The sequence below is a fragment of the Streptomyces sp. NPDC088254 genome (assembly GCF_044740925.1).
Classification (GTDB): domain Bacteria; phylum Actinomycetota; class Actinomycetes; order Streptomycetales; family Streptomycetaceae; genus Streptomyces.
The window spans coordinates 164,202-184,157 of record NZ_JBIURQ010000005.1; the positions used below are offsets into that span (position 1 = coordinate 164,202).

The window sequence follows — 19,956 nt, forward strand, 5'->3', positions numbered from 1 at the left end:
CACCCTCGAGGACAGCCCGCAGGAGGCGGCTCAACTCGCCTACTGGTCCAGGTGACTCGCCGACGCCCCGGCGGTGACACGGCTGCCCCTCTCACCCGGCGCCGACCCGCTGCGCCCCGGCGGCTCGGCCCGCACGTTCACCGTCGACCCGGACACCGCCCGCAGGCTGCGCGCCCTGGCGGCCACCGAGCGGGCCACCCCGTACATGGTGCTCCAGGGCGCCTTCAAGGCCCTGGTCCATCGCACCGCCGGGGTCCGGGACATCGTCGTCGGCTCTCTGACGTCCGGCCGTGAACGCCCCGAACTCGCCCATGGCATCGGTCTGTTCGTCAACACGTTGGCCCTGCAGACCGAGGTGCCCGAGGGGACCACCCTCCGGGAGCCGGTGCGCCGGGCGCGCCGTCAGTCCTCCAGCCGGACCGGCATCAGGATCGAGAAGGCGTCCGCGTCGTCGAGCCGGCGGAGGACGATCGGCGCGTTGGGGGCGCCGAGCTCCAGAACCAGTCGGTCCCGGCCCCCCGCGGCCAGGGCGTCCAGCAGGAACCGGCGGTTGACGGCGACGCGGTCCGGGTCTTCGTCACCGTCGGCGCAGAGGGTCACCGTGCCGCCGCTCTCCACCTTGAGCACGCTGAGCTCGGGCGCGCCGGCCTCTCCCGTGCGGACGGGGCCGTTCTCCAGGGCCTCGCGGAAGTCCGCCACCTCGACGACGGCACGATGCCCGTCGGCCTGGGGGAGGAGACGACGGTAGTCGGGGAAGTCATGGTCGAGCCACTGACCGGACGCCTGCCGGTCCCCGGCCTCCAGGGTCACGCGGCCGTCGTCGACGGAGAGCCGCACGGGCTCCTCGCCGTCCAGCAGCGCCCGCATCGCGTCGGCGAGCGGACTGGGCACGATGGCCTGCACCCGGCCGCCGTCGTGCCCGGTGACACCAGCCCGCGCGACGGCCATCCGGTACCGGTCGGTGGCCACGACGTGCAGGTTCCCGCCCTCGACGTCGAACAGGACCCCGCCGAGCATCGGCAGCTCAGGATCGGTGCCGGCAGCGAAACGGACCGTGTCCAGCGCGGCCGCCAGCTCGGACGCGGCGACGGACAGGCCGACGGCGGCGGTACGGAGCTCAGTCATCACGTTCTCCCGGTGATCGAGTAGTGCCCGGAGCGCGGAGAACTCGCGGCTGGCCTCGGACAGCCCCTGTTCGAGGCGGCGCAGATGCGCCTTGAGCAGTTCCCGGACCAGAGCGGAGTCCGCGCCGGACCAACTGGCCAGCACCAGCCGGATGTCCGGCAGCGGCATCCCGGCCCGGCGCAGGCGGGCCAGCAGCCGTGCCTCTTCGAGCTGCCCCGGTTCGTACCAGCGATAGGCGCTCACCGGATCCACCCAGGCCGGCACCAGCACCCCGGCCCGGTCGTAGAATCGCAGAGCGCTCACCCTCAGGCCACTGTCACGGGCCATCTCACCGATGCTGCGCATGTCGTTCTCCACACCCGGCACTCTGACCCCTGCACAAGGTCGAGGGTCAACCCGCCCCGCAGCGCCCCCCACCGCCGACCGGGAAGCGCTGGTGCCCCGGCGCGGTGTGCGAGAGGCTGATGGCCCGGTGCGCAAAAGGAGAGGACCTCGATGGAACCGGTGACCGACACGTCTACCACCCCCGACCTCCGCGGGAAGATCGCCTTGGTCGCCGGGGCCACCCGGGGCGCCGGGCGAGGGATCGCCGTGCAGCTCGGCGCGGCGGGGGCGACGGTGTACGTCACCGGGCGCACCACTCCCGGGCACCGGTCGGAGTACGACCGCCCCGAGACGATCGAGGAGGCCGCCGAACTCGTCACCGCCGCGGGCGGTACCGGCATCGCGGTGCCGACCGACCACCTGGTGCCCGAGCAGGTCCGCGCCCTGGCCGAGCGCGTCGACGCCGAACAAGGGCGGCTCGACGTGCTCGTCAACAACGTCTGGGGCGGTGAGCGGCTGTTCGCGTTCGACAAGCCGGTGTGGGAGCACGACCTCGACGACGGGCTGCGGCTGCTCCGGCTGGGCGTGGAGACCCACGCGATCACCAGCCACTTCCTGCTGCCGCTGCTCGTGCGGCGGCCGGGCGGCCTCGTCGTCGAGATGACCGACGGCACGGCCGCATACAACGCGGCGAACTACCGCAACTCCTACTTCTACGACCTGGTCAAGAACTCGGTGCTGCGCATGGCGTTCGTGCTCGCCCACGAGGTCGAGCCGCACGGCGGGACGGCGGTGGCGCTCACCCCGGGCTGGCTGCGCTCGGAGATGATGCTCGAGGCGTTCGGCGTCACCGAGGAGAACTGGCGCGACGCGCTGACGACGGTGCCGCACTTCTGTATCTCGGAGAGCCCGGCGTACGTCGGACGCGCGGTCGCGGCACTCGCCGGCGACGCCGACGTCGCCCGCTGGAACGGGCGTTCCCTCGACAGCGGACGACTCGCCCGCGAATACGGCTTCACGGACCTCGACGGCTCACGCCCGGACTGCTGGCGCTACCTGGTCGAGGTCACCGATGCCGGCAAACCGGCGGACGCGACCGGATACCGGTGACGAACGGCGACGCGAGCGCGCCGTGCCGCCCTCGGCCCGGGGCGCTCACCGTCACCCCTTCCCGGCCCGCCGCAGGATCCCGTGCACGTCCTCCTCGAACCGCAGCCGTCGCACGAGTATGCGCCGGTAGCGGGTGGAGAACGAGAACGTGGAACGGAACCCCGTGCGGTGTTCGACATCGACCCTCACCGCCGTGTCCAGTCTGGGCAGTTGTCCGAACAGGAGCGGAAGGACCCATCCCCACGAGCGGGTGTCGATCGCGTCTCCGTAGACGAGGGCGGCGCACCGGTTCGTCCCCAGCCGGGCGTGCAGGGCGCCGCCGAAAGAACGCGCGGACCGCGGACCGTCCCAGTCGACATGCTGACTCAGTTCGCCGGCGTCCGCCCGCACCTCGACGCGGTCGTCGCCGTCGCCGAGCGTGAGCCACTGCACCTGGACACCCCTGCGGCGGGTCCACGCCCTGGGAGCGCCCCGCACGGCCGTCTCGAGGAGACGGATCACGTCGGCCCGCACATCAGGAGCAAGTGAGCCGAGCCGATCCAGAATCGCCTCCCCCTGCCCCGTCATACACGCCCCCCGCGGTGTGATCCGACCGGCGGCAGAGTAACGCAACCGACTGTGCGCCGCCTTGCCGCCGCTCTCCTGGGATTCTTGTGCCAAGCATTTGACACAACGATCGCTCATCGGCATCTTGTACTCACCGCTTGATACAAGCAACTCGACCCGGGGGAGCCATGCTTGACACCGTCCCGCCCGAAAGACTCCTGGCCCGTGCCGACTTCTGCGCCCGCTGGGCCGGACTGGCGCTGGGGGTCGTGGTCGCCCAAGCGCTGGCCACCATGGGCGGTGAAGACATGTCGATGCCCTTCGCCTCCGCCGTCACCGCTTTCGGGCTGTGTGCGGTGGGCGGGGTCCTGCTCGGTGACTCGCTCACGCCCGCCCCGCAGGAAGCGGTCCGCACCGCCCACCTCGCCCCGCGCCGGGTGCGCGACCATGTGCCGCCCCGGATGGGCCCGCTGCTCGTCTTCCAGGCCCCTTGCCTGACCGTCCTGCTGGCCGTCGGCGTCGGCGTGGCCGATCCCGACGGCGCGGGCCGGGCCGGCCGGGCCCTGGCCGTCACCTGTGCCCTCGGCGGCACCAGGCGTCTCGGCCCCTGGCCGGGCCTCTACTACGCCGTGCCCCTCCTGCTCTCCCTCGCCCTCGGCACCGCCGCGTGCTTCTGGGCCCTGCGCCGCATCGCCTACCGCCCTGGCGGCAACCAGCAGCGTCACGACCGCAGTTGGGCGGTCACGGCGGCCTGGGGAGTGCTGGTATCCAGCCAGTCGCTGCTCGTCCTGGGCATGATCGGCAGGGTGCTGTTCTACTCGAAGTGCGCGGGAATGCTGGGCAACGTCGCCGCCCTGGTGATCTACCCGCTGGGTCTGCTGAGCCTGTTCACGGTGGGCTGGTGCCTGTTCACCATCGTCATCCCCCGGGCCGTGGACCATGAATGATCCGGCCGTCCGCGTCGACACCACCAGTCAGGTACCGCCGTACGAGCAGATCCGCGCCCAGCTCGGCGCGCTGATCCTCACCGGCCGGCTGGCCGAGGGCGAACGCCTGCCGACCGTACGGCAGCTCGCCGCCGATCTCGGATTGGCACCCGGCACCGTGGCCCGCGCCTACCGCGAGCTGGAGGCCGCCGAACTGATCCGCACCCGCCGCGGCGCGGGTACCCGGGTCGCCGCCCTCCCCGCGGAGCCCGCCCGCTTCAACCCCGAGCAACTGGCCACGCTGGCACGTGACTTCGCGTCGGCCGCCCGTGCCCTGGGCGTCGGCACCGAGGCGATTCTGAGCGCCGTGCGGGACGCGCTGGAGCGGCAGGCGTAGCGGCACGGGGCCGAAGACCGACTGGCGGCGACGGGTCACCGCACCGCGCCCCCACCGCCGGCCGGTGGGCTCAGCGGCCGACGAAGGTCAGGCTTGTCGCGTCGTAACGGGTGCCCGCTACTTGGTCGTTCGGGGCGGCGGCCTCGATGGCGGTGATGTCCTCGGCGGACAGCTCGACCGTCAGCGCGGTGAGGTTCTCCTCCAGGTACCGCTGCCGCCGGGTGCCGGGGATCGGCACCACGTCGTCGCCCCGGTGCTGCACCCAGGCCAGGGCCAGTTGGCCGGCGGTCACACCCTTGGCCTCGGCCAGCTCGGTCAGCCGGGCCACGATCGCCAGGTTGCGCTGGAGGTTGCCGTCGGCGAAGCGCGGCTGGCTTCGCCGCATGTCGTTCTCGGCCATGCCCTCGAGCGAACGGTAGCGGCCGGTGAGGAAGCCGCGCCCGAGCGGGGAGAACGGGACGACGCCGATGCCGAGTTCGCGGCAGACGGGGACGACTTCCGCCTCCAGATCGCGAGTCCACAGCGACCACTCGCTCTGCAGCGCGGCGATCGGATGCACGGCGTGCGCCCGGCGGATCGTGGCCGCGCCGGCCTCGGAGAGACCCAGGTGGCGGACCTTGCCGGCCTGCACCAACTCGGCCATGGCGCCCACGGTTTCCTCGATCGGCACCTGCGGGTCGACCCTGTGCTGGTAGTAGAGGTCGATGTGGTCGACGCCGAGACGGCGAAGCGACGCCTCGCACGCCTGTCGCACGTACTCGGCGTCCCCGCGGATGGCGGTCGGCTCGCCCAGCCGGTTGGCGAAGCCGAACTTCGTGGCCAGCACCACTTCGTGCCGCCGTCCGGCGATGGCCCGTCCGATCAACTCCTCGTTGTGACCATGGCCGTAGAAGTCGGAGGTGTCCAGGAGGCTGACCCCCAGGTCGAGGGCGTGGCGCAGCGTCGCGATCGACTCGGCCTCGTCCGCGTCGCCGTAGGCGTGGCTCATGCCCATGCAGCCCAGGCCCTGGGCGGAGACGGTCAGTTCGCCGAGGCGCCGGGTGGGAAGTGCGGTCATGCTGCTGTCTCCAGAGCTCGTCGTCGGAAGGTCTGCCCAAGACGCTAGGTATTGGAGTGCACTCCATGTCAACAGCGCCGGGCCGACGGCGCGACCGCACCCGCGAGTGCGCGTGGTCACCGCCGCCCAAGGCCCCTGTCACCCGGAACGCGCCCGCCCGGCTGATTCCAGCGTCGCGGCCAGGAAACGACGAACCGTCTCCAACTCGCCCGCGTCGAAACCCTCCGCGACCTCGATCACCCCGCCGATCACCGGCCCGAAGAAGGCCCACCCGAGTTCCTTGGCCCTGTCCTCCACCTCCAGCAGTACGCGTCGCCGGTCGACTGTGTCCCTGCTGCGGCGGACCAGGCCGAGCCGCTCCAGCCGGTCCACCAGGGCGGTCGTCCCGGCCGAGTTCAGACGCAGTTGCTCGCCCAGCCACCCGGGCGTGGCCCTCGTGCCGTCCCGCGCGGCGTCCAGGAGATGGATCAGCGCCCGCACATCCGTGGGATGCAGGCCGTGCCGCCCGGCGAACTCGGCGCCCAGGAGGTCGAACTCCACGGTGATCGCTCGCAGCAGGTGGACCAGCCCCATCGCCGGGCTCTGTTCGTCCATGCGTACTCCCTGTCGGCTCAGGCATATCATCTCGCTGAACGAGAGTATCGCTGAGCGAGAGGAATACGCCCGTGTCCCTGCCCGCCTTCGACCGCGCCTACGACGAACTGCTCGCGCGCTGGCCCGAGTCCAGCGAGGAGCGCGACGTCGTCACGCCGTTCGGGCGTACCCGGGTCCATGTGTACGGCCCTCCGGACGGCAGCCCCTTGGTGCTGCTGCCCGGCGGTTCCGCCACCGGCCTCGTCTGGTTCGCCAACGCGCCGGCCCTGGGCGAGCGGCACCGGGTGTACGCGGTCGATCTGGCGGGCGACGCGGGCCGCACCGAACGCCGGGGTGCGGCGCTGAGGAACGCGGACGACATGACGGCCTGGCTGGACGCGCTGCTGGACGGGCTCGGGCTCGCCCGCACCCACCTGTGCGGCCACTCGTACGGCGCCTGGCTCGCCGTCAGCTATGCCCTGCGCGCGCCGCAGCGGGTCGACCGCCTCGCCCTCGTCGACCCCACCCGGGTCTTCGCCGGATTCCGCCTCGGCTACCTGCTCCGCGCGCTGCCCACCCTGCTCCGCCCGACCGAGGCACGCGCCCGCGCCTTCCTGGCCTGGGAGACGGCCGGCACCCATCCCGACGAGACATGGCAGCGTCTCTACGCGCTGGCCGCCACCGTCCCCGACCGCAAGTTCGTCACCGGCGGCCGTCCCAGGGTCGCGGACCTGCGCATGCCGGTGCTGGTCCTGCTCGGCGAGCGCAGCCGCGCCCACGACGTCGCGAAGGTCGCCGACCGGGCCCGCCGGGCCCTCCGGCAGGGCGAGGTGACGCTGCTTGCCGGAGCGACCCACCACTCCCTGCCGCTCACCGACCCGCAACGGCTGAATGACCTGCTGACGGGCTTCCTGAGCTGACCCCCTCGCACCGGCGTCTGCGTGTCACAGGCCGGCGAGCAAGCCGTCGAGAGGGACCGGAACGCGGTCCGGTTCGAGCGCCTCGACGAGGACGCGGCCGTAATGGATCTTGCGCCCCTTCTTCGTGCCGAAGAAGCGCCTGAACTGCCGCTGCGGGGAACGGCCTTGCTGAGCGGGCTGGCGCAGAAAGGTCCGCAGGGGACGCATGTCCCCTTCCTGCTCGACGACTTCCGCCACCCTCGCCACGCCCAACGCGCGGATGAGCTCGTCCTCCAGGTCCGCCGCACAGACGAAGAAGCCCTCCCGCGGCGCGCCGGACTGCTGGAAACCCCGGGCGTAGTATGGGCGTTCGGCCTCGTCGCACAGTCCGGTGAGACGGAGCCCCAGGCCGGGCGCGCCGAGAAGCCGGGCGTAGCGTCCCACGCTCATGGCGCCGCCGATCGACAGGACGCAGACGCCTTCGGCCGCCAGGTCCCTGCCGCGTCTTCCCGCCAGTGCTTCGACCGCGGCGACATCGCTGAGCCCTTCGAGCAGCACCACCGTCCGGACGGGCAGGCGAGCGGCCAGTTCTTCCGCGGGACCGCCGGGACCGCCCGCCGCCCACGCCGTGACCGCGTCCCGGAACGCCCCCATGTCTTCCATGGGGCGAGTCTCGGACAGTCGCGGCCGGAGCGCGAGGCATTTTCCCCCGATGCCTGACTCCCCAGGGTCCTCAGGCGTGCCGGGCGTGCCGGGCGTGCCTGGCGTGGCGGGCCGGTGAGCCCGCGCCGGCGTCGTTGTGCAGCCGCCAGGCCGCTGCGAGCACCAGCGCGCCGGAGATCAGCGCGCAGACGCCGGTGACCTGCGCGAGGGCGACGGCTCCCGCGTCGGGCCGGGCCCAGACCAGGATCCCGGCGATCACCGATGCGGCGCCGGCCAGGAACAGGACGCCCTCATGGTGCAGTTCACGGCGGAAGCGCACCGCCGCCCAGATCTCCGCGACGCCGGTGACGACGGCCCACGTGCCGACCAGGCCGGCCAGTGCGAGTGCGGTCACCCCCGGCCAGGCCAGGCTGATCAGCCCGGCCGTGACGCCCAGCAGCCCCCCGACCGCGTGTATCAGGCGGTGCCTCCTGTCGCCGTCCCTGCGGAAGGCGCTGGCCAGCCACGTCACGCCGTCGACAAGCGCGTAGGCGCCGAACAGCAGGGCCAGCGCCATCGCCGTCACCTCCGGCCACACCAGCGCCACCACCGCGAACGACAGGGCCGCCGCCCCTCGCAGGGTCAGCATCCACGTCAGCTGACGTCGCACTCCTTCATCCGTTCTCCGGTCGGACAGGTTCCTCTCGCGCCCTGCGAGTGCACTCCCGTGACCGGCCGAAACACGACGCAGTGTCGTACGGGAAATGGACGGGAGGGGTGCCGGCATCCGTGTGCCGGCACCCCTCCGCCGTCGTGTCGGCCGATCCGGGCCAGGGTCTTCGAGTCCTGCGTCGGCTCACCCCTGGCGGCGGTGCCGGACGATCCACGTCACGACGGCGACCCCGGCGGCGGTCAGCAGCAGGCCCCGCTTGTCCCGGGCCACTCGCGCCCCCTGAGCCGTCCGGTCCCGCAGCGGCTCGGGCGCCTTGTCCTCCCACAGCCGGCCGGCCCGGGCCGCCGCGACCCTGGCCTGTCCGGCGGCCCCGACGGCCTTGTCCCGCACCGGGTCGGGCAGCTTCCCCTCGATCCGGCCGACGGCCTGAGCCGCCTTGGCCTTCAACTCGCCGGCCTTGAGGACGGTCTGCTCCTTCAGCTCCCAGGCCTTCAGGGCGGTCTGTTCCTTCAGCTCCTCGGCCTTGAGCACGGTCTGTTCCTTCAGCTCCTCCGCCTTGGCCGCGGTCTCCTCCATCAGAACGCCTGCCCGGACGGTGACCTCGTCCTTCTTCTCGACCGCGCTCTCCTTCGCGCGGGCCTTCACGTCGGTCTCGGTCGCGAGCGCCTCGACCGTCCGGCCGAGCTCCTCGCGGGTGTGCTCGACCTGCTCGCGCAGCTCCTCGGGGCCGGCGGCGGTGGGCTCGTCGTGGGGCGGCTGGGTCATCGCTGTGTGCTCTCCTCGATCTCGGCCACTCGGCCTTCCCGTTTCTCGACCGGGCCGCTCCGACGTGTGCGGTGCGGCCCGGGTCGACCTGCTCTCCCGCTCATAGCCGTCACCGCGGCGATCACATCAGGACCGCTGTGAAGATCCGGTGACCGCCGGGTCGTGTGCGGACACCAGGCATGGATCGCGGAGACGGAAGCATCCGAGAAGGCATGGAGTGTGCGATCTACCGAGAGCGGACGGGCGAGCGCGAGAACGTCGACGCCCGGCAGGAGGGCGGGGGATGCGAAGGCGTCCTGGACCGCTTGGCGGCGCTGAAACCCGACGAGTTCGCCTGGATCAGGCTGGACGACCCCCGCGAGGACGAGTTGCAGCGGCTGGGGAAGCACCTGAAGCTGCACCCTCTGGCGATCGAGGACGCCGTCCAGGCGCACCAGCGACCCAAGCAGGAACGCTACGGCGACGTCCTGGCCGTCGCGGTGAAGACGCTGTGGTTCGTCGAGCGGACCGCCGAGGTGGAGACCGGCGAGGTGATGCTCTTCCTCGGCCGGTCCTTCGCGCTGACCGTACGGCACGGCGCGCTCGACCCGACGGTGGAGGCGGCACGCCGGCTGGAAGAAGCCCCGCAGATGGCAGGCCTCGGACCTGTGAGCGTCCTGCACGCGGTCACCGACGTGATCGTCGACGCCTACGCGGAGGCCGCGGCGCAGGTCCGCACCGATCTCACCGAGCTGGAACGGTGCGTGTTCTCACCGGCCCGCGACGACCTCACGGAACAGATCTACTCGCTCAAGCGGGAAGTGGTCGAGTTCCGCGACGCCGTTCAGCCCCTGGTGCCCGTCGTCCAGCACCTCACCGCGCCCCCCCGACGACTGGCCGCAGCAGATGGCGCCGTACTTCCGCGACGTCCTCGACCACCTCACCCGCACCGACACCGAGGTCCGCGCCCTGGACGACCTGCTCGGCTCCGTCCTCGACGCCCATCTGGCGAAGGTGGGCACCTGGCAGAACGACGACATGCGCCGCATCAGCGCGTGGGCCGCCATCCTGGCCGTCCCCACCCTCGTCGCCGGCGTCTACGGCATGAACTTCGCCCACATGCCCGAACTGGACTGGCGCTACGGCTACCCGTGCGCGCTGGCCGTGATGGCCCTCGGCGCGGGACTGCTCTACCGGGCCTTCCGACGCAACGGCTGGCTGTGACTCCGGCTCCTCGGCGGACGGGTGAGCGGTCTCCCCGTCGCCAGCGCTGACCGGCCCCGTCTCGTAGGCGACGATGGCCGCCTGGACACGGTCCCGCAGACCGAGCTCGGCGAGGATGCGCCGCCGCATGGACCTTGAGTCACCGCCCTGCTCGGCTTCTGGCGTCGGTGATCACCGGGTGCCGCTACGGGGCGACCGGCGTCCCGATGCGCTCGGTCTCGGCCCGTGCGAGGAGGGAGAGCAGGGAGGCCACCGACAGCCCGGCCTCGGCCGGGTGGCGCAGCACCTTGTCCGGCTCTATGCGGTAGCTGTTCGTGCGCCCGTCCCGGGTGCGGGAGAGGTAACCGCCCTGTTCGAGGTCGGAGATGATCCGCGCGACGGCGCGCTCCGTGAGCCGGCAGCGCGCGGCGATGTCACGGATGCGGACGTTCGGGTTGTCGGCGATGACCGCCAGTACGCGCGCGTGGTTGGTGATGAACGTCCATCCGGCATGGGATTCGGGCACGGCAACCATGCCCGGCATTTTAGGGGGTGCCGTTGCGGAACTCGGATACATGACATACTTTTCATGCAACCAACGACATGATCCCGCAAGGGAGAGCCACCGAAGGAGTGCGAAGGTGCCCTGCGACGAGGCCGTCACGCCGACGCTCATGAGCCGCACCGGCGGGAAGCCGTCGCCCGACCAGGGCGCCGGGGACGCCGCGCGGGCCCCTTCGGTGGTTCAGCACGAGACGGGCGGGGCCTGGGTCGTCGCCGCGCGGGGCGCCTACGACCTGGACTCGATCACGCCGCTGGCGGACGCCCTGGAAGCCGCGGCCGGGAAGCATCCCAAGGTGGTCCTGGACGCCTCCGGCGTCACCTTCGCGGACTCGGCCTTCCTCAACGTGCTGATCCGTGCCCACCAGGCTGGCCCCCTGCGCGTGGTCGCGCCGTCACCTCAGCTTCAGCGACTGTTCGAGGTCACCGGAGTCGACGCCGTCCTCGAGGTCCGCGGCACGGTCGCCGAAGCCGCCCTCTCCTGACCGGCCCTCGCTCACGTCGAACGCCCGGGCGACGGCGAGACTGTCCTCGTAGACATGGTGCCGCGTCACCAGGCCGTCCCGGAACGTCAGGTGCAGGGCGAACCGGGCGCGGTAGGCGCGCCCGGTGGAGCGCGCCGTCTGGCGGATCTCGCCGAACACGACCGCGTCGTCGCCGTCGACGAGAACGCGCTCGATCTCGGTGGCGGCCTGCCCGGGCAGGTGGTGCTCGGCGAGCTCGCGGAAGTGGGCGGCCGCGTCCGCGCGGGTCGCCCGGTGCCGGATCCACGGCGTGGCGGCCCGGCCGTGTTCGCCCTCCGGCCAGTCCAGCTTCCAGTCGACCTTCTCGGCGTACATCGCCGCGATGCCCGAGGGATCCCCCTCGCCGATGCGGCGCAGCAGTTCTCCGACGGCAGCCCGGGTGGCTGCGGATGTACCTGTGGACACGACTCGCTCCGATCCGACATCAGGTGTGCTCGGCGCGGCGTACGCCCCGGCGAGCGGGCTCAGGGCGTGCGGGGCCTCAGCAGTCCGGGTTCGACGAGATGCGGACGCCGTCCACGAGGCGCTGCGGCTCGTCGTTGATGAAGGACTTGTGGCCGCCGTTCTCGACGCAGTACACCTTGCCGTCGGTCATGTGTAGGTAGACCACGTCGTCATGGCGCGTGTTGCGGACGAAGTCGCTCCCTCGGGACCCGGTCAGCCACTGCCAGCCGCTCGTGACGTCCCGGAAGCGGCCGCTGATGGTGGCGGCCGGATAGTCGGCGGGGTCCCTCTGGTAGAAGCACACGTACGGGTAGGGGCAGGTCTCCTCGGCGGAGGCCGGCGGTGCCAGCACGACCGTGCCCGCCGCCATGAGAAGTGCTCCACCCAGCGCCGCGGTGACCCTGCTGCGAAGTCCCATCGCTCACTCCTTCGTATGCCTGTCCGAGAACGACAAGGCGACGATGACACCACATGATCGCGTTCACGGCCAACCGCCCGGTTCAGGCAACTTCACTGCATCGTAAGCCATGTGATGGATCATCATGAAGTGGGCGCGGAACTGTGCAAAGGCGGAGCTGCGCACCGGACCGCCGTACGATGATCGCTCCATGACAACCGGGCCCGGAGGTCGACCCATGGGGGAGCTGTCCCGACGTACGGTGCTGAGCGCCGCCGGAGCGGGAGCCGTCGCCGTCGGAGGAAGCCGCCCGGCGGCGGCCGCCGAGCGGGCCCGTCCGTCCGCCGCCCCGCGGACCGGTGACAACCCCGTCGTGCGGGAGAACCGGGCCCCCGGCTCCCACGGCTGGACCCCCGGCCACGGAGAGACCTGCGGCGTCGACCCGGGACGCCCCGAGATCCGGGGGCAGGTTACGACGGTCTCCGTCGCCCCCGGCGAGACCCTGGGCCTGCGCCTGGCCTCCCGCACGGCCCGCGCCTGCCTGGTGGAGGTCTACCGGCTCGGCCACTACGGCGGTGTGCGCGCCCGCCATCTCCTCACCGCCGACGGCGTCCCCGTCGACCGGCCCTGGAGGGTGACCGTCCCCGGCGCCTGGATGTCCGGCGTCTTCCTCACCGTCCTCACCACCGCCGAAGGCCGGCGCGCCTACGCCCCCTTCGTCGTGCGGGAGCCCGCCCGCCCGTCCGACGTCCTGCTGGTCGTGCCGCTGGACGCGGCCCACCGCCCGTACGCCGGGCTCGGCCTGCCCGAGGACTTCGGCACGGACACGAGCGCGTCGAGGTGGCTGGAGGAAGCGGGCTACGACGTCACGTACGCGACCGAGGGGGACCTGCGCGAAGGCCGCGTCGACCCCGCCCGGTACCGGGCCGTCGTCCTTCCCGGCGGTGCCGGCGACGTCCGCTGGTCCCGGCAGGCACGTGCCGTGCTGGACCGTACGCCCCGACGCCTGTTCCTGCCCAAGACGTCGAGGCTGAGCGAGCCCGGCCACGCCGACGAGGAGGCTCGGCGGACGGCGGCCGAGCTGCTCGACCGCCTCCTGACGGCCCCGGTCAGCACACCCACAGGCTGACGTCCCCGCCTATCCACCCCTTCAGGCTGCGCTCGTCCCACACGCTGACCTTGCCGTCGGCCGCGACCTCCAGCCGCACCGCCATCGTGTCCGTCGTGACGGCCTGCCCGCTCACCACGCCGAGCAGCCGCTGCGTCCGGTCGGGCCGGGCCCGCAGCGGCAGCTGGAACAGCGTCTCGCCCTGCGCCCAGGCCGTGCCGTCCACCTTGGCCAGCGAGAAGTGCACGAAGACCTGGTCGCCGGCGAGCCGGTACTGGGGGACGTAGTTGTCGCTGTTCGGCTTGTACAGCGCGGTGTTGTAGGGGATCGGCACCCACGGGTCGGTGCCCGGGTGCGGGAACCGCGCGAGGTTGAGGTTGCGCACCCCGGCGTCGGTGCGGGCGCCGATGCCGAAGGCCACGGTCGCGGCCGGGTCGCCGGGGCTGTTGCCGAAGACGCACATGCCCTCGGGCTCCCGGAAGGGCAGGCCGGGGAAGGCGGTGACGTCCTGCGACTGGAGTACCGTCCCGGAGGCCCAGTCCGTGCACGTCACCGTCACGTTGTCCTGCGCCTGGTCGCCGTACAGGTGGTACACGTGGTCGCCCAGACTCGTGTACCCCTGGAGCGTCTTGCCCGACGCGCCGTAGGACAGCTTCTGCAGCGGAGTGAACGTTCCGGCAGCGGCGGCGGCCAGGTCGTAGCGGTCGATGCCGCCGGTCGCCTGAGGGGAGGCGACGTTGTTCGACTGCCAGCGGTAGACCAGTTGCCGCCGGGTCGGGTCGATCGTCGCCGACACCCTGTACACCCCCGTGCGGGGGGTGCGCACCACGGACGGGTCGGAGGCGTCGGCGGTCCCGTTCGGCGCGTACGGGATCCGGGCGACGGCCGTGGCCCAGCCGCCGCTGGGGACGGCGTCGGTCCACAGGCGGATCCCGGCGGCGTCGCGTTCGACGCCCAGGTTCGCCCCGTGCCCCGCCCGGCTGATGGACATCTTGTCCAGCAGCGTCCCGTCGGCGGTGAGCCGCGAGACGGTGACACGGTCCAGGTCACCCGGCGTGCCGTCGGGCTGGCACACGTACCAGAGCTGGTCCACGGACTCCCAGTACACCGACTGCGCGAGGCTGGCGGCGGAGGCGAGGGTGGCGCCCGCGAGGAGCGGGGGAGTGACGGCGGCGAGCTTGATCAAGGGAGGGCCTTCTGTGTGAGACGGCGACGGCGCCGGGTGCCACAGCTGGTGCGACCGCCGCCGACGAGGTCGCCGAGGGGGACGAGAACGCCGGTCGGGCGCACCCGACTCCACCCCCCGGAAGCCAAGTTGATCTCACATCATAGGCTCGGGCGGGACAGCGCGCGGCTCCAGACGGACCACGATCGCCTTGTACGCCGGCTGGTTGCTCTTCTCGGCCACGCTGTCCAGGGGCGCCAGCACATTGGTCTCCGGATAGTACGCGGCGGCGCAGCCGCGAGCCGTCGGGTACGGGACCACCCGGAAGTCCGCGGCCCGGCGCTCCACCTCGTCGTTCCAGACGCCGACCAGGTCGACGTTCTGCCCCGCCGCCAAGCCGAGTGCGGCCACGTCGTCAGGATGGACGAGGACCACCCGCCGGCTTCCGCTGATACCCCGGTAGCGGTCCTCCGACGTGTACGGGACGGTGTTCCACTGGTCGTGGGAGCGCAGGGTCTGCAGCAGCAGATGCCCCTCGGGCGCTCGCAGCACCTCGCACACGTTGCGGGTGAACAGCGCTCGGCCGACGGCGTTGGAGTACACGCCCTCGTTGACCGGGTTGGTCAGCTGGATGCCACCGGGACGGATCACCCGCCGGTTGTAGTCGTGCAGCCCTGGGACGATGCGCGCGATGCGGTCGCGGATCGCGCCGTAGTCGGCCTCGAACTCCTCCCAGGGGATGCCGGATTCACCGCCGAGGGTGCGGCGGGCCAGCCGGCTGAGGATCGCGACCTCGCTGAGCAGCAGAGGAGAGGCCGGCCGCAGCCGCCCGCGGGAGGTGTGCACCTCGCTCATCGAGTTCTCCACGGTGACGAACTGCTCCCCGCTCGTCTGCACGTCCCGCTCGGTGCGGCCCAGCGTGGGCAGGATCAGCGCGCTCTCGCCGCACACCGTGTGGGACCGGTTGAGCTTGGTGGAGATGTGGGCGGTCAGCCGGCACCTGCGCACCGCCTGCTCGGTGACCGCGCTGTCCGGGGCGGCGCGGACGAAATTGCCGGCCAGGCCGAGGAAGAACCTGATGCGTCCCTCGCGCATCGCCTTGATCGCGTTCACCGAGTCCAGTCCGTGAGCCCGCGGGGGGTCGAAGCCGAACTCCCGCTGCAGCGCGTCGAGGAACGAGTCCGGCATCCGCTCCCAGATGCCCATCGTGCGGTCGCCCTGCACATTGCTGTGCCCGCGCACCGGACAGGCGCCGGTGCCGGCCCTGCCGACGTTCCCGCGCAGCAGCAGGAAGTTGACGATCTCCCGGACGGTGGGCACGGCGTGCTTGTGCTGGGTGATCCCCATGGCCCAGCACACGACGACGCGTTCGCTGCGCAGCACCTCGTCACGGGTCTGCTCGATCTCCCCGCGGGTCAGGCCGGTCGAGGCGAGGATGTCTCCCCAGTCGACCCCGCGGACGTGCGCGGCGAACTCCTCGAAGCCGGCGGTGTCGGTGCGGATGAAGTCATGGTCCAGGACCTCGCCCGGCCGGGCGTCCTCCGCCTCCAGCAGCAGCCGGTTGATCCCCTGGAACAGGGCAAGGTCGCCGCCGCTGCGGATGTGCAGGAACCGGTCGGCGATCTGCACGCCGTGCCCGATCACCCCTCGGGGCGTCTGCGGGTTCCTGAACCGCCGCAGCCCGGCCTCCGGCAGCGGATTGACGGCGATGACGCGCGCGCCGTTCCGCTTGGCCTCCTCCAGCGCCGACAACTGCCGGGGATGGTTCGACCCGGGGTTCTGCCCCACCAGGAAGATCAGGTCGGCGTGGTGCAGGTCGTGGAGGCTGACCGTGCCCTTGCCCGTGCCCAGTGTCTCGTGCAGGGCGTAGCCGCTGGACTCGTGGCACATGTTGCTGCAGTCCGGCAGGTTGTTCGTGCCCAGCGCACGGGCGAACAACTGCAGCGTGAACGCGGCTTCGTTGCCGGCCCGGCCCGAGGTGTAGAACACGGCCTCGTCGGGGGAGTCCAGCGCGGTCAGCTCCTCGGCCATCAGCCCGAAGGCGTCGTTCCAGCTGATCGGCTCGTAGAAGTCCGAGCCCGGCCGCTTGACCATCGGCTCGGTCAGCCGGCCCTGCTGGTTCAGCCAGCCGTCGGACCGCCCGGCCAGCTCGGAGACCGGGTGTTCGCGGAAGAAATCGGAGGTGACGCGTCTCGTCGTCGCCTCGTCGTTGATGTGCTTGGCGCCGTTCTCGCAGTACTCGTTGCGGTGCCGGCGGCCGGGGGCGGGATCCGCCCAGGCGCAGCCGGGGCAGTCGATGCCGTCCACCTGGTTCATGGTCAGCAGCGTCTCTCCCGCGCGCCGCGCCGACGTCTGCCGCAGGGAGTACTCCAGCGCGTGAGCCACCGCGGGCACGCCCGCGGCCCAGGCCTTCGGCTCCGTCACCGTCAGCGCTTCTTCCGGCTCCTCGTCGGGCCTCTTCTTCATGAGAACGCCTCTCGTTCACGCTGCCCGGGGGGCGGGGGAGGGGATCAGCCGACGGGCCAGCAGGGCACTCGGCTCACCTTCCGGTCCGTCTCCGCGCGCCGCGGACGGCCGCCCCGGATGGCCCCCCTCCAGGCCCCGGTCTCCTGCCCCAGCCCTTCGATGTACTCCTTGAAACGCCCCAGCTCCCCGCGCACGACCCGGCCGGCGAGCCCCGGAACCACGGCGAGCACACCGGCGGCCCCGCGCGCCGCGACGTCCATCCGTACGGTGACCCTCGCCCCGCCTCCCGCCGTGGGCCGGAACGACACCTCGCCCCGGTGGACGGGGTGCCGGTCGAGACCGCGCCAGACCAGGTGGGAATCGGGCTCCTGCTCCACGATCTCGGCCGTGAACACACCGTGCAGCGGTCCTGCGGCGATCGTCCATGACGTGAGGGCCGGCTTGATCTGCTCGACCTTCCTCACGCTGCGCATGAACCGGGGGAAGCTCTCGAACTGCGTCCACTGGTTGTACGCGGTACGCACCGGGACCGCGATCTCGACCGTTTCCTCAACGCTGCTCATGGCCCACCCGTCGTCAGCAGCCGTGCGTCCGGCGTCCGGTCGCACGGCGTATGCCGCACGGCCCGCCCACGGCAGTGCCACCGACTACCCCGCCCACCGGCCCCCTAACCCCGATTCTGTGACGAAAGCGGGCAGGAACTGTTCGCCCGCGGGACGGATGAGTTGGGCCTCCACGTGCGGCTGTACCCTCCACTAGGCAGCCCGCCGCCCAGACAGAGAGCAGATTGCGCCTTGTACCAGGAGACCCCCATTTTCAGCCGTCTGGTCGCCGAGCGCGGCGACGTGCCCGCCGAGGTGCGCGGTGAAGCCGAACGCATACACCGCGACCTGGCCCACGTCATGCGCCAGTCGCCCACATCCCACCTGGGCGCACCGCAGCACACCTCGGGACCTGGGGCTCCGCGCGCGATGCTGTAAGGCCTGTTTCGCCGCCCCCGTCAGCCCCCTGGCGTGGGCAGCACGGCCCCGCGAGGCGCATCGCCGACCCCGCCCGGCCGCAGGCGCGTACGGCGGGCAGCCGGGCCAAGGCGTACGGGAAGGCGCCCCGGGGGGCGCCAGCGGGTGCCAGGGGCGCGGCGGGGGACAGTCGTCGCGCAGGACGCCCTCCCGGACGACCCCGGTCGCGGGCATCGGCGAGGTCTCGCCCGGGTGGGCGAGGTACGCCCGGACCCCGCTGTCCAGCGGCACCACCGGCCTCTCGTCGCCCGGCGGACGCCAGGGCGCATCCGTGCAGGGGGTGACGGTGGACCAGCAGAACATCGGGACGGGGCCGTGACACGCGGATCCCCGGACCGGCCAAGGCCAGAGCCCGGGCCTCGGGCCCGGCGGGCAGACACCTCGCGACGGCATGGCCGAGCAACTCGGCGACGGGGCGGCGGGGAGCCTCACCGGGCGGCCCTCGGTGACGGTCACGAGACGGGCCAGTGCGACTCCGACGGCCGCCTCCCAGCGGCGGCTCCACGACCCGTCGGGCTCGGTCGGGGGCACGCGGTGGTCGGGGCGGGGAGTCGCCGGGGCGATGACGATCTTGTTCCGCGCGCCGCAGGAGACGCTGCCCACCGGCGCGAGCACACCCTGCCGGGCGGCCGCCTCCGCTCCGACCAGTCAGAGCGAGCTCTTGGACACGAACCAGTTCACGGAGACGGCCGCCGCGGAGACGCACTGATCAGCTGTAGTAGTCGATCTTCTCTTCGAGGACCTCCATCGCCCGGCGAAGTGCCGACGCCCGCTGCTCAAGCGCGGCATGACGGTCCTGGAGGAAGGCCACCCGGTCCTTGGGGGAGTGCTCGGAGCGCAGGATGGCGACGAACCCCCTGAGATCGGCGATGCCGAGGCCTGCCTCGCGTAAGCACGTGACCAGGCCGATCCGGAACACGTCGTCCTCGGTGTACTGCCTGTGCCCGCCGGCCGAACGCGGGATCGGGCCGATGAGACCTTCGCGCTCGTAGTAGCGCAGTGTGTCGAGGGAGACGCCGGTACGTTCGGCGGCCGCTGCCGGGGTGAGGGTGGCCATGGAACTCCTTGTGTGACCGCTACCGCGCTTCGGCGAAGCGCGCCAGGTGTGCGTCGCCGAGCCGCAGCCGGCGTGCGGCGAGCGCCTGCTCGATCTGCTCAGGCCGGCTGGCGCCGACGATGGGATCGATCCCCTGGCCCATCAGCCACGCGAGGACGACCTGGTTCCTCGTCGCCGAGAGCTCACCGGCGACATCGCCCAGGACCGGGAGCACCCGGGTCGTTCCGGGATGATCATAGGTTTCCGGAAGGGGTTTGTCCGCGCGTTCGAACGATCCCCACATCAGCGAGCTGTACGACCACACGGCGAGCCCCTCCGACCGCGCGTAGTCCAGGTCCTCGTCGGCGAGCATGCGGTGACCGGCCTCCGCGAGCGGGGTGAGCGGGCGCGGCCGCACGAGCGAGTGGCGCAGTTGCAGTGCCGTCCACGGCTCCACGTCCCGCTGCCGCGCCAGTGACCGGGCGCGCTCGACGCGCCAGGCGGCATGGTTCGCCGCCCCGACCCGCAGGGCCACCCCCTTGGCGACCAGCTCACCGAAGGCGCCGACCGTCTCCTCCAGCGGCACGTCACGGTCCTCGGCGTGGGCCCACAGCAGGTCGACGTGATCGACTCCGAGGCGCTCCAGGCTCCCCTCTACACCGGCGTGAACCGCGTGGGCGGAGAGGCCTTCTGCGCTCTGCGGCCACGAGTGGGGGGTGAGCGGGTTCTGCCGGACCTTCGTCGCGATCCGCACCGACTCGCGCACTCCCGGACGGGCCCGCAGCCACGCGCCGATGACGCGCTCGCTGGCGCCGCCGACGCCACTGGGATCGGCCCAGAAGGAGTAGCAGTTCGCGGTGTCCAGCCAGACACCGCCGCCGGCGACGAAGGAGTCGAGGACCGCGAAAGCCCGCTCGGGGGCGACACGAGTACCGAAGTCCATTGTCCCCAGGACGACTTGGGGGTCGTTGGTGTTCATGCCGCCATGCTCGGATCTGGAGCGCGCTCCAGGTCAAG

The 19,956-nt window shown here is 72.0% G+C and carries 24 protein-coding genes and 4 pseudogenes; 11 read left to right on the forward strand and 17 right to left on the reverse strand.

The window, feature by feature from the left end; all coding sequences use genetic code 11:
* Nucleotides 1-39: 39 nt before the first annotated feature.
* Complete coding sequence (locus tag ACIOC0_RS16330) at nucleotides 40-228, reverse strand: hypothetical protein (RefSeq protein ID WP_402155976.1); 189 nt, start codon at nucleotides 226-228, stop codon at nucleotides 40-42.
* On the opposite strand from ACIOC0_RS16330, the pseudogene ACIOC0_RS16335 reads away from it, so the two are divergent.
* Nucleotides 176-349, forward strand: a pseudogene (locus tag ACIOC0_RS16335) (condensation domain-containing protein); the annotation flags it as partial. The gene ACIOC0_RS16330 and the pseudogene ACIOC0_RS16335 sit on opposite strands and share 53 nt — an antisense overlap.
* Nucleotides 350-402: 53 nt before the next feature.
* Here the strand turns inward: ACIOC0_RS16335 and ACIOC0_RS16340 are convergent.
* Nucleotides 403-1,470 carry a MerR family transcriptional regulator gene (locus tag ACIOC0_RS16340; RefSeq protein ID WP_402155661.1) on the reverse strand — a complete coding sequence of 356 codons (1,068 nt, stop codon included), beginning with the start codon at nucleotides 1,468-1,470 and terminating at the stop codon, nucleotides 403-405.
* 150 nt (nucleotides 1,471-1,620) lie between these two features.
* Between ACIOC0_RS16340 and ACIOC0_RS16345 the strand changes: the two genes are divergently transcribed.
* The gene (locus tag ACIOC0_RS16345) at nucleotides 1,621-2,559 is read left to right on the forward strand and encodes an SDR family oxidoreductase (protein WP_402155662.1); all 939 of its coding nucleotides are present in this window, start codon (nucleotides 1,621-1,623) and stop codon (nucleotides 2,557-2,559) included.
* 51 nt (nucleotides 2,560-2,610) lie between these two features.
* On the opposite strand, the gene ACIOC0_RS16350 is transcribed toward ACIOC0_RS16345, so the two are convergent.
* Entirely contained in the window at nucleotides 2,611-3,060 is a 450-nt protein-coding gene (locus ACIOC0_RS16350) for a hypothetical protein (RefSeq protein ID WP_402155663.1), read from the reverse strand.
* Nucleotides 3,061-3,293: 233 nt separating this feature from the next.
* Between ACIOC0_RS16350 and ACIOC0_RS16355 the strand changes: the two genes are divergently transcribed.
* Entirely contained in the window at nucleotides 3,294-4,052 is a 759-nt protein-coding gene (locus ACIOC0_RS16355) for a hypothetical protein (protein WP_402155664.1), read from the forward strand.
* Nucleotides 4,045-4,428 (forward strand): GntR family transcriptional regulator, encoded by a 384-nt coding sequence (locus ACIOC0_RS16360; protein WP_402155665.1) that lies wholly within the window; start codon nucleotides 4,045-4,047, stop codon nucleotides 4,426-4,428. Before ACIOC0_RS16355 ends, ACIOC0_RS16360 begins: the two co-directional genes overlap by 8 nt.
* A 70-nt stretch (nucleotides 4,429-4,498) precedes the next feature.
* Here ACIOC0_RS16360 and ACIOC0_RS16365 read toward each other — a convergent pair whose 3' ends face one another.
* Complete coding sequence (locus tag ACIOC0_RS16365) at nucleotides 4,499-5,485, reverse strand: aldo/keto reductase (RefSeq protein ID WP_402155666.1); 987 nt, start codon at nucleotides 5,483-5,485, stop codon at nucleotides 4,499-4,501.
* 138 nt (nucleotides 5,486-5,623) lie between these two features.
* Nucleotides 5,624-6,079, reverse strand: a complete 456-nt coding sequence (locus tag ACIOC0_RS16370; protein ID WP_402155667.1) for a MarR family winged helix-turn-helix transcriptional regulator — start codon at nucleotides 6,077-6,079, stop codon at nucleotides 5,624-5,626.
* A 71-nt stretch (nucleotides 6,080-6,150) separates the two neighbouring features.
* On the opposite strand from ACIOC0_RS16370, the gene ACIOC0_RS16375 reads away from it, so the two are divergent.
* Complete coding sequence (locus ACIOC0_RS16375) at nucleotides 6,151-6,978, forward strand: alpha/beta fold hydrolase (RefSeq protein WP_402155668.1); 828 nt, start codon at nucleotides 6,151-6,153, stop codon at nucleotides 6,976-6,978.
* 24 nt (nucleotides 6,979-7,002) lie between these two features.
* On the opposite strand, the gene ACIOC0_RS16380 is transcribed toward ACIOC0_RS16375, so the two are convergent.
* From ACIOC0_RS16380 to ACIOC0_RS16390, 3 genes are all read right to left on the reverse strand, one after another.
* Nucleotides 7,003-7,620 (reverse strand): TOPRIM nucleotidyl transferase/hydrolase domain-containing protein, encoded by a 618-nt coding sequence (locus ACIOC0_RS16380; protein ID WP_402155669.1) that lies wholly within the window; start codon nucleotides 7,618-7,620, stop codon nucleotides 7,003-7,005.
* 70 nt (nucleotides 7,621-7,690) lie between these two features.
* Complete coding sequence (locus ACIOC0_RS16385; RefSeq protein WP_402155670.1) at nucleotides 7,691-8,248, reverse strand: HdeD family acid-resistance protein; 558 nt, start codon at nucleotides 8,246-8,248, stop codon at nucleotides 7,691-7,693.
* Between the two features lie 207 nt (nucleotides 8,249-8,455).
* Nucleotides 8,456-9,037: a DUF3618 domain-containing protein gene (locus tag ACIOC0_RS16390; RefSeq protein WP_402155671.1), complete on the reverse strand. Its 582-nt coding sequence runs from the start codon at nucleotides 9,035-9,037 to the stop codon at nucleotides 8,456-8,458.
* 212 nt (nucleotides 9,038-9,249) lie between these two features.
* Between ACIOC0_RS16390 and ACIOC0_RS16395 the strand changes: the two are divergent.
* Both ACIOC0_RS16395 and ACIOC0_RS16400 read left to right on the forward strand, forming a co-directional pair.
* A pseudogene (locus tag ACIOC0_RS16395) lies at nucleotides 9,250-9,837 on the forward strand (CorA family divalent cation transporter); the annotation flags it as partial.
* Between the two features lie 85 nt (nucleotides 9,838-9,922).
* Complete coding sequence (locus ACIOC0_RS16400; protein ID WP_402155672.1) at nucleotides 9,923-10,240, forward strand: CorA family divalent cation transporter; 318 nt, start codon at nucleotides 9,923-9,925, stop codon at nucleotides 10,238-10,240.
* Between the two features lie 24 nt (nucleotides 10,241-10,264).
* Here the strand turns inward: ACIOC0_RS16400 and ACIOC0_RS16405 are convergent.
* A pseudogene (locus tag ACIOC0_RS16405) lies at nucleotides 10,265-10,360 on the reverse strand (DNA-binding response regulator); the annotation flags it as partial.
* A 64-nt stretch (nucleotides 10,361-10,424) separates the two neighbouring features.
* Complete coding sequence (locus ACIOC0_RS16410) at nucleotides 10,425-10,754, reverse strand: helix-turn-helix transcriptional regulator (RefSeq protein WP_402155673.1); 330 nt, start codon at nucleotides 10,752-10,754, stop codon at nucleotides 10,425-10,427.
* Between the two features lie 106 nt (nucleotides 10,755-10,860).
* Here ACIOC0_RS16410 and ACIOC0_RS16415 point away from each other — a divergent pair, with 106 nt between their 5' ends.
* Nucleotides 10,861-11,265: an STAS domain-containing protein gene (locus tag ACIOC0_RS16415; RefSeq protein ID WP_402155674.1), complete on the forward strand. Its 405-nt coding sequence runs from the start codon at nucleotides 10,861-10,863 to the stop codon at nucleotides 11,263-11,265.
* Between the two features lie 15 nt (nucleotides 11,266-11,280).
* Here the strand turns inward: ACIOC0_RS16415 and ACIOC0_RS16420 are convergent.
* Nucleotides 11,281-11,709 (reverse strand): annotated as a pseudogene (locus ACIOC0_RS16420) (nuclear transport factor 2 family protein); the annotation flags it as partial.
* A gap of 76 nt (nucleotides 11,710-11,785) precedes the next feature.
* The gene (locus ACIOC0_RS16425; RefSeq protein WP_351093907.1) at nucleotides 11,786-12,166 is read right to left on the reverse strand and encodes a hypothetical protein; all 381 of its coding nucleotides are present in this window, start codon (nucleotides 12,164-12,166) and stop codon (nucleotides 11,786-11,788) included.
* A gap of 217 nt (nucleotides 12,167-12,383) precedes the next feature.
* Here ACIOC0_RS16425 and ACIOC0_RS16430 point away from each other — a divergent pair, with 217 nt between their 5' ends.
* A complete protein-coding gene (locus tag ACIOC0_RS16430) occupies nucleotides 12,384-13,274 on the forward strand; it encodes a N,N-dimethylformamidase beta subunit family domain-containing protein (RefSeq protein ID WP_402155675.1) in 891 nt (296 codons plus the stop codon).
* On the opposite strand, the gene ACIOC0_RS16435 is transcribed toward ACIOC0_RS16430, so the two are convergent.
* The 3 genes from ACIOC0_RS16435 to ACIOC0_RS16445 form a co-directional block, all read right to left on the reverse strand.
* Nucleotides 13,255-14,439: a hypothetical protein gene (locus ACIOC0_RS16435; protein ID WP_402155676.1), complete on the reverse strand. Its 1,185-nt coding sequence runs from the start codon at nucleotides 14,437-14,439 to the stop codon at nucleotides 13,255-13,257. The genes ACIOC0_RS16430 and ACIOC0_RS16435 overlap by 20 nt on opposite strands.
* A 135-nt stretch (nucleotides 14,440-14,574) precedes the next feature.
* Nucleotides 14,575-16,884, reverse strand: coding sequence for an FdhF/YdeP family oxidoreductase (locus ACIOC0_RS16440; RefSeq protein ID WP_402155677.1), 2,310 nt, complete (start codon nucleotides 16,882-16,884; stop codon nucleotides 14,575-14,577).
* Between the two features lie 44 nt (nucleotides 16,885-16,928).
* A complete protein-coding gene (locus ACIOC0_RS16445; protein WP_402155678.1) occupies nucleotides 16,929-17,447 on the reverse strand; it encodes an SRPBCC family protein in 519 nt (172 codons plus the stop codon).
* 231 nt (nucleotides 17,448-17,678) lie between these two features.
* On the opposite strand from ACIOC0_RS16445, the gene ACIOC0_RS16450 reads away from it, so the two are divergent.
* Together ACIOC0_RS16450 and ACIOC0_RS16455 are read left to right on the forward strand one after the other, a co-directional pair.
* Nucleotides 17,679-17,864 (forward strand): hypothetical protein, encoded by a 186-nt coding sequence (locus tag ACIOC0_RS16450; RefSeq protein WP_402155679.1) that lies wholly within the window; start codon nucleotides 17,679-17,681, stop codon nucleotides 17,862-17,864.
* Between the two features lie 601 nt (nucleotides 17,865-18,465).
* Complete coding sequence (locus tag ACIOC0_RS16455) at nucleotides 18,466-18,612, forward strand: hypothetical protein (protein ID WP_402155680.1); 147 nt, start codon at nucleotides 18,466-18,468, stop codon at nucleotides 18,610-18,612.
* Here the strand turns inward: ACIOC0_RS16455 and ACIOC0_RS16460 are convergent, their stop codons facing one another.
* Together ACIOC0_RS16460 and ACIOC0_RS16465 are read right to left on the reverse strand one after the other, a co-directional pair.
* Nucleotides 18,613-18,960 carry a MerR family transcriptional regulator gene (locus tag ACIOC0_RS16460; protein ID WP_402155681.1) on the reverse strand — a complete coding sequence of 116 codons (348 nt, stop codon included), beginning with the start codon at nucleotides 18,958-18,960 and terminating at the stop codon, nucleotides 18,613-18,615. It abuts the gene before it with no gap.
* Nucleotides 18,961-18,979: 19 nt separating this feature from the next.
* Nucleotides 18,980-19,918, reverse strand: coding sequence for an aldo/keto reductase (locus tag ACIOC0_RS16465; protein WP_402155682.1), 939 nt, complete (start codon nucleotides 19,916-19,918; stop codon nucleotides 18,980-18,982).
* Nucleotides 19,919-19,956 lie beyond the last annotated feature (38 nt).